The organism is Fodinibius saliphilus (assembly GCF_005869845.1).
GTDB lineage: Bacteria > Bacteroidota > Rhodothermia > Balneolales > Balneolaceae > Fodinibius > Fodinibius saliphilus.
The window spans coordinates 132,018-138,477 of sequence record NZ_VAWF01000005.1 but is presented as its reverse complement, the minus strand read 5'-3'; the positions used below and the strand labels follow the sequence as shown (position 1 = coordinate 138,477).

General features: G+C 38.2%; 9 protein-coding genes. 7 read left to right on the top strand and 2 right to left on the bottom strand.

Annotated features, from left to right (window positions below; all coding sequences use genetic code 11):
• Positions 1-760 precede the first annotated feature (760 nt).
• Both FCN14_RS15430 and FCN14_RS15845 read left to right on the top strand, forming a co-directional pair.
• Positions 761-1,057 (top strand): hypothetical protein, encoded by a 297-nt coding sequence (locus FCN14_RS15430; RefSeq protein WP_138432203.1) that lies wholly within the window; start codon positions 761-763, stop codon positions 1,055-1,057.
• Between the two features lie 42 nt (positions 1,058-1,099).
• The gene (locus FCN14_RS15845) at positions 1,100-1,267 is read left to right on the top strand and encodes a hypothetical protein (protein WP_171032968.1); all 168 of its coding nucleotides are present in this window, start codon (positions 1,100-1,102) and stop codon (positions 1,265-1,267) included.
• 223 nt (positions 1,268-1,490) lie between these two features.
• Here the strand turns inward: FCN14_RS15845 and FCN14_RS15425 are convergent, their stop codons facing one another.
• Both FCN14_RS15425 and tgt read right to left on the bottom strand, forming a co-directional pair.
• The gene (locus FCN14_RS15425; protein WP_138432202.1) at positions 1,491-1,685 is read right to left on the bottom strand and encodes a hypothetical protein; all 195 of its coding nucleotides are present in this window, start codon (positions 1,683-1,685) and stop codon (positions 1,491-1,493) included.
• Between the two features lie 192 nt (positions 1,686-1,877).
• Positions 1,878-3,005: a tRNA guanosine(34) transglycosylase Tgt gene (gene tgt, locus FCN14_RS15420; RefSeq protein WP_138432201.1), complete on the bottom strand. Its 1,128-nt coding sequence runs from the start codon at positions 3,003-3,005 to the stop codon at positions 1,878-1,880.
• 145 nt (positions 3,006-3,150) lie between these two features.
• On the opposite strand from tgt, the gene FCN14_RS15415 reads away from it, so the two are divergent.
• The 5 genes from FCN14_RS15415 to FCN14_RS15395 all read left to right on the top strand — a co-directional run bounded on the left by FCN14_RS15415 (position 3,151) and on the right by FCN14_RS15395 (position 6,410).
• Positions 3,151-3,879, top strand: coding sequence for a polyprenol monophosphomannose synthase (locus FCN14_RS15415; protein ID WP_171032967.1), 729 nt, complete (start codon positions 3,151-3,153; stop codon positions 3,877-3,879).
• Between the two features lie 77 nt (positions 3,880-3,956).
• On the top strand, positions 3,957-4,928 hold the full coding sequence (locus FCN14_RS15410; RefSeq protein ID WP_138432199.1) for an acetyl-CoA carboxylase carboxyltransferase subunit alpha: 972 nt from the start codon (positions 3,957-3,959) through the stop codon (positions 4,926-4,928).
• Positions 4,929-4,934: 6 nt separating this feature from the next.
• Positions 4,935-5,363 (top strand): acyl-CoA thioesterase, encoded by a 429-nt coding sequence (locus FCN14_RS15405; RefSeq protein ID WP_246043190.1) that lies wholly within the window; start codon positions 4,935-4,937, stop codon positions 5,361-5,363.
• Positions 5,364-5,374: 11 nt separating this feature from the next.
• On the top strand, positions 5,375-5,875 hold the full coding sequence (locus FCN14_RS15400) for a DUF2085 domain-containing protein (RefSeq protein ID WP_138432198.1): 501 nt from the start codon (positions 5,375-5,377) through the stop codon (positions 5,873-5,875).
• A complete protein-coding gene (locus tag FCN14_RS15395) occupies positions 5,847-6,410 on the top strand; it encodes a DUF4199 domain-containing protein (protein ID WP_138432197.1) in 564 nt (187 codons plus the stop codon). The genes FCN14_RS15400 and FCN14_RS15395 overlap by 29 nt, the downstream gene beginning before the upstream one ends.
• The last annotated feature ends 50 nt before the right edge of the window (positions 6,411-6,460 follow it).

Here is a 6,460-nt window from a genome sequence, read left to right as displayed (position 1 = left end):
CCCGAACACGGCCGTTAAGCCCTGCAGCGCCGATGGTACTGCCCTCCGGGCGGAAGCGTAGGTCCCCGACTGCTCTCTTTTTTTTGACTACGGCCCTTCATGCCCCGCATGAAGGGCTTTCTTGTTTATGTATATATTTATTGTAAACCCCTGAATACCTGATGGTGTTTAGTATGTGGGTCTTATCTTTTACTAGTTAAGTGGAACGCCCTTCTAAGATTAGATCAAATAATGGTTGAAATTGGAAAAAAATGTAATTAAATCATTACTTAATGAAGAGAGATTAATAAGAGTGGATTTATGTATTTAAGAAAAATATCAATAATTCTATTAGTTATTCTATTCGTTTCTTGTGATGGATTTTATATTGAGAAACGTGAATTGAATAATGAGAGGGATGAAGCAATAATAAATCAAACAGTTAAAGAAATAGATAAAAGTGAGTATCAAAGTAGTGTATCAAATTTAACTACGATGTATAGTGATCGAATTAAAGCTAGTTATAGGCTAAAAATCGGGTGATTCCAACAAAATACTTAATAAAGTATTTGAGGTTTAGCCCTCCAAATTGAAGATCAATAAATCGGAAATTTTAAATAACCAGAAGTTTGGATTAGAAAAATATCTGGCTAAAGCAAACCGGTTAAAAGCTCAAGGAAAAAATACAACAGCTTTTAGGTTATTATTAGAAAGCAAGGAAGCAGATACCGCATTCTCGAAAATAGAAAAACAATTTTGAGGGAGGTCAAACAGTTATTTAATGCAAAAAAATAAAAAGGTTTCTGAATATACATCAGAACTGAAGACCCTTTCTAAAGATTATCAAACAAAATACGAGTTATCTGGTAAAGAATTCGCAACTATTACTGGAATATCGGAATCTGTCGTTACTTTTGTAAAAAATTTACATCAGGTCAAAGATGAATTAACAGAATTGCAGTCGTATAAGGGTAGAATTCAATATGCAAACTTGCATAGACCTGCTTTATTTCTTTTAAAAGTAGATAATCCTTGTGATACTGAGGATGCAAAAGATAATCATGTTGCTTCAGATTGAAGCTTTGAACCTGACGGGACTGTAATTGGAGGAGCTGCTGCAATGGGAGCGGCTATGGGAATGTTGGGAACTACTTCTCGACTAGGTTATTATGCAGCAGCAGGCGATTTTGCATTCAGTGGTGCTGCGGGTGCAACTTCTGGAGGTGTGAGTTTATATTTAAATCAATATAAGAGGCACAAAGAGTGGTTAGAAAAACATACTCAATAAGAATAGTTATAGTTGATATTTCTAAGCATCTTTTGGGATACATTTTGAGTTATAGTTGATGAGGAACGGGTAATTTTCCTTGAGAAAGCAATTAGAAATATAATAATTTGCCGCATGTAAAATTTGTGATAGGGCATATTAAAATGAATACTTCAAGGCATCTATTTTTTCTACTTTCACCATTTGTAATTATTGGTATTGTTATAACTTTTATATCAATCGGTTATGATCGATCGGCTGAAATAGCGATAATAGTACTGGAAGGATATTTTGTTTTGTTTTTTATCGTTTCAAGTTTTTTAGTGTTTCGATTTCGGAAATCAAAGTTTGAATCAGATTGGAATCGATTTTTGATAAGAAATGGATACCCGATAGGTTCCACAATTTTATTCGCTTGGCTATTTTTGCTTCCCATCATGAAAGCTATAGTAGGTATGTGGGATAGTACACTGCTGAATTTTATTGTTACCTTTGCCCTTAGCACTTTTGGATTCTATTTTTTAATTGGGATATATTCAATGGCAAGTAATATTGTTAGAAATAAAAATTCGTACTTAGATAAAACATGAACTTAATTTGCTCTCAAAACAACCTTTATTTTGAGAGGTTTTCAGATCTTCCGACCAACCCGATTCGCCATATCTTTATACCAATTCGCAAATGTATTATTTGCAATACGCTCTTTTACTTCATCCATAAGCCATAGATAGAAGGTTAGATTGTGGAGAGATGCTAATTCAAGTCCAAGCAGTTCATTATTACGGAAAAGGTGATGGATATACGACATTTTATATTTTGAGCATAAATCACTTTGAAAGTCAGGGTCTAAAGGTTCATGATGATTTTTCCACTTAGCATTGGAAATATTGACATAACCATTTTTAGTAAATATCTGACCATTACGGGCATTTCGTGTTGGAAGTACACAATCAAACATATCTACCCCGCGAGCAATGCAATGTAACAGATTAGCGGGTTTGCCCACGCCCATTAGATAACGGGGCTTTTCCTCCGGTAGGTAGTCGGTATTTAAATCAGTCATCTCATACATTAAATCTGTAGGTTCTCCTACACTGAGCCCTCCGATTGCAATCCCTTCAAAATCCATATCGGTCACTCGCTTAGCTGATTCAATACGAAGATCTTCAAAAGTACTGCCCTGCACAATTCCGAACTGGGCTTGTGTGTGTACATACTTGGGATCGGTGTTTAAGAACGCTTCCCGTCCCCGTTTTTCCCACCGATGGGTTAACTCCATCGATTCTTTGGCATATTCGTAACTGCAAGGATAGGGCGGACATTCATCCAGAACCATCATAATATCCGAACCCAGCGTACGCTGAATATCAACCACGTTTTCAGGGGTAAACATATGCTTAGACCCATCGAGGTGGCTTTTGAACTCTGCTCCTTCTTCGGTAAGTTCTCGATTATCAGAAAGGGAGAACACCTGGTATCCTCCGGAATCAGTTAGAATCGGACGGTCCCAATTCATAAAAGAGTGCAATCCGCCTGCACTTTCCATAATATCGCAGCCGGGGCGCAAATAAAGGTGATAGGTATTACCGAGTATGATTTGAGCCTTAATTTTTTCTTTCAGATCATCCTGTTTAACTGCTTTAACAGATGCCAGTGTGCCTACAGGCATAAAAATAGGGGTCGATATTTCTCCATGGTCAGTCGTTAAGGTTCCAAGTCGTGCTTTCGTTGAAGCGTCCGTCTTTTTTAAATCAAACAAAAATATATTGGATTATGAGTTTTCAGTATTGTTGATAATATTAGGCTGGAAATTAATAAAATATTTGATGTAACCTTAAGGAACATTTTTGTATCCTTAGCGCTTAGTAAAGCCATTATTAGTAAAGAGTTATTTCTAAAGTATTATGTCTGATAAGACATTAGTAATTGTACCCACTTATAACGAATCTCATAATGTGCCTCGTTTAATAGAACAGGTGATGGGATTAGATTCATCTATGCACCTTCTTATAGTGGATGATGGGTCCCCCGATGGGACGGCTCAGATTGTTAAAGACCATCAAAAGAAATATGCGGAACGTTTACATCTAATTGAACGATCCGGAAAGTTAGGGCTGGGAACAGCTTACGTGAGAGGTTTTAAATATGCCTTGGTACATGCGTACGAATATATTTGTGAGATGGATGCTGACTTTTCACATGATCCGAAAGATCTTCCACGTTTGGTAGATAAGGTAAAGAATGGGGATGCAGACGTAGCCATCGGTTCTCGTTATGCTGATGGTATCAGTATTATTAACTGGCCTCTAAGTCGATTAATCCTCTCATATAGTGCTAACTTATATGCCCGTTTTATTACGGGGCTCCCAATATTCGATACCACAGCTGGTTTCAAATGTATCCACAGAAATGTATTGGAACATATTTCTGTAGACGGTATAAAATCTAACGGTTATGCTTTCCAGATTGAACTTCATTTTAGAGCCTGGCAGGCCGGTTTTACTCTTAGAGAAGTTGCAATAATTTTTCGTGAGCGTGAAGAAGGAGTCTCAAAAATGTCAAAAGGAATAGTATGGGAAGCGATATGGAGGGTATGGACATTAAAAATTCAAAGCATCTTGGGAACCCTGTAGAAGATGGAGATAAGTTCTTAATATCTCAGCATTAGTTCTTATATTTGAACGGACTTTTTAAGCGATAAATCAATTGTATGGAGTATTTAGACTTTGAACAACCTATTGCTGATCTCGAAATGAAAATTAAAGAGCTCAGCGAACTTTCTATTACGGATGATGATGTATTAACACCTGAGATTGAACGCCTCGAAAAACGTGTTGATGAACTGCGTGAATCTATTTTTTCTAATTTAACACGTTGGCAGCGCGTTCAATTAGCTCGACATCCTGAACGTCCTTATACGCTCGACTATATCTATAAAATAACTGAGAACTTTGTTGAGATCCATGGTGATCGTTACCACAGCGACGATAAGGCGATTGTAGGGGGCTTTGCTACTATTGACGGGCAGTCAGTAGTTATTATGGGGCACCAAAAAGGCCGTGATACCGAAAGCCGACAGTATCGTCGATTTGGAATGGCAAATCCAGAAGGTTATCGAAAAGCTCACCGTCTGATGAAGCTGGGAGAAAAATTTGATATTCCGGTGATTACGCTTTTGGATACGCCCGGTGCCTATCCCGGTTTAGAAGCAGAAGAGCGTGGACAGGCTGAGGCCATTGCTAAAAATCTTAAAATGATGGCAACTCTGAAGGTACCTATTATTTCTGTGGTAATAGGAGAAGGCGCCAGTGGTGGTGCTATAGGTATCGGTATGGGTAACGAAGTTTATATGATGGAAAATACCTGGTATTCCGTTATCTCTCCTGAATCCTGTTCTTCTATTCTATGGAAAACCTGGGATTATAAAGAACAGGCTGCAGCGGTATTGAAATTAACGGCCCCGGATCTTGAAGAGATGGATATTATTGATGGAATAATTGGGGAGCCGCTTGGTGGTGCCCATCGTGATCCCGACCAATCAGCAGAGGCGGTTAAAGAACAGTTGCTGGAATCTTTGGAACGTCTAAAGAAAATGTCCCCAGAAGAACTGGTTGAAAACCGTATCGAAAAATATGCCAGTATGGGAGAGTGGCAAACGGCATCAAAAGCCAAGAAAAAGTAGGATACCTTGTTCCCTGAAAAACCATCGATATATGAATATACGCATAGCCTGAGAAGTCGGTATGGTGAAACTGATCAGATGGGTTATGTGTATTATGGTCGCTATCTGGAGTATTTTGAGGAATCGCGTACCGAAATGATTCGGTCACTGGGATTTCCATATACAAAGCTTGAAGAAAATGGGATAATGCTTCCGGTTATTCATACTGAGGTTGACTATAAAGCCCCTGTTTTCTATGATGAGTTAATGAAAATCAAGGTATTACTTTTCGAGGTTCCTACGGTAAAACTCAAAACCTATTATGAGGTGTATACCAGAAGAAGGGAATCGCCACATATTATTGGACAGGTATCACTTTGCTTTATGAAGGAAGAAAACCGAAAGCCGTGCCGTGCTCCCGCTGATTTTATTAATAATCTGAAATCTGCCATCTAATTCCTAAACTCATGCAATTCAAGCAGCAAAAACTTTACCTTTTAGTATTGTTATTGAGCTGTGGAATAGTAGTTGTTGCCATGGGAGGGGGATTATTTAGGCAAGACTCATTTTGGTTTTTACAATGGCAACATCAAGCCTTTCAGATGTTATGCCATCAAATTCCTGAACGTTCATTTTGGATTAATGGGCAGCCTATGGCTGTTTGTAGCCGGTGTTTCGGGATCTATGCTGCATTTGCAATGTGTTGGATTGCTATGCCCATTTGGAATAGCTGGACATTTCCTAAATCTCTATCTCCCAAAAAATTAGCACTTTCAGTACTTATATTAAATTTTATTGATGTTGTTGGAAATATGCTTGGATTTTGGCAAAATACGCTTCTCTCTCGATTGGTGTTGGGTATCCTGTTGGGGGCAACGGTAACATTAATCTTTTCAAGAGAATTTTTTATAACTAAAATTAAATCTAAGGGAATGAACCATGGAAGAATCACAACAAACAGCTGGTGAACAACCGTCATATTGGACATCTGTAGGTACAGCCGGTATTATATTTGGGATTATTTTATTCGCGCTATCATTAATCGTAAGTTATGCAACTATTAATTCTGAACCTACGGGTTCAATGTTTTCACCTGGACAGATGATTGGAATTCTCGCCTGTTTAGTCGGGGCCTTCGGGGGTATGTTGGGAACCTGGCATTATGCAAAAGAATATGATATTGCAATCTCACTGGGAAGAGGTGCTTTGATTGGATTTTTGGTAGGAATTGTTATGGTAGTTATTCAAATAGCTCTAGGTAAAGTATGGGAGTTTGTAGATCCCGACATGGTTCAGCAGATGATAGATAGCACCATTGCTAATTATGAAGCGATGGATATGCCTGAAGAGCAGAAGCAACAAATGATTGATATGGTAGCCGAAGGTCTTCGCGATCAGCATAATATCTCCAGTCAGCTTCTTTGGGGAATTCCATTATATGGTATCCTCAATCTTTTAACAGGGATGCTAGGTGCTAAAATATTTGGCAAAGACGAGGGATAATCGTTTATTCTGGCAATAAACAGATTTGCCAATTTGAGACTATATTTTTT

Bases quoted from the DNA above. Each gene is read 5' to 3' on its own strand.
- FCN14_RS15395 (WP_138432197.1), top strand. From the start codon at position 5,847: ATGGAAGAATCACAACAAACAGCTGGTGAACAACCGTCATATTGGACA.
- FCN14_RS15430 (WP_138432203.1), top strand. From the start codon at position 761: ATGCAAAAAAATAAAAAGGTTTCTGAATATACATCAGAACTGAAGACC.
- FCN14_RS15400 (WP_138432198.1), top strand. From the start codon at position 5,375: ATGCAATTCAAGCAGCAAAAACTTTACCTTTTAGTATTGTTATTGAGC.
- FCN14_RS15415 (WP_171032967.1), top strand. From the start codon at position 3,151: ATGTCTGATAAGACATTAGTAATTGTACCCACTTATAACGAATCTCAT.
- FCN14_RS15410 (WP_138432199.1), top strand. From the start codon at position 3,957: ATGGAGTATTTAGACTTTGAACAACCTATTGCTGATCTCGAAATGAAA.
- FCN14_RS15845 (WP_171032968.1), top strand. From the start codon at position 1,100: ATGGGAGCGGCTATGGGAATGTTGGGAACTACTTCTCGACTAGGTTAT.
- FCN14_RS15425 (WP_138432202.1), bottom strand. From the start codon at position 1,685: ATGATGGGAAGCAAAAATAGCCAAGCGAATAAAATTGTGGAACCTATC.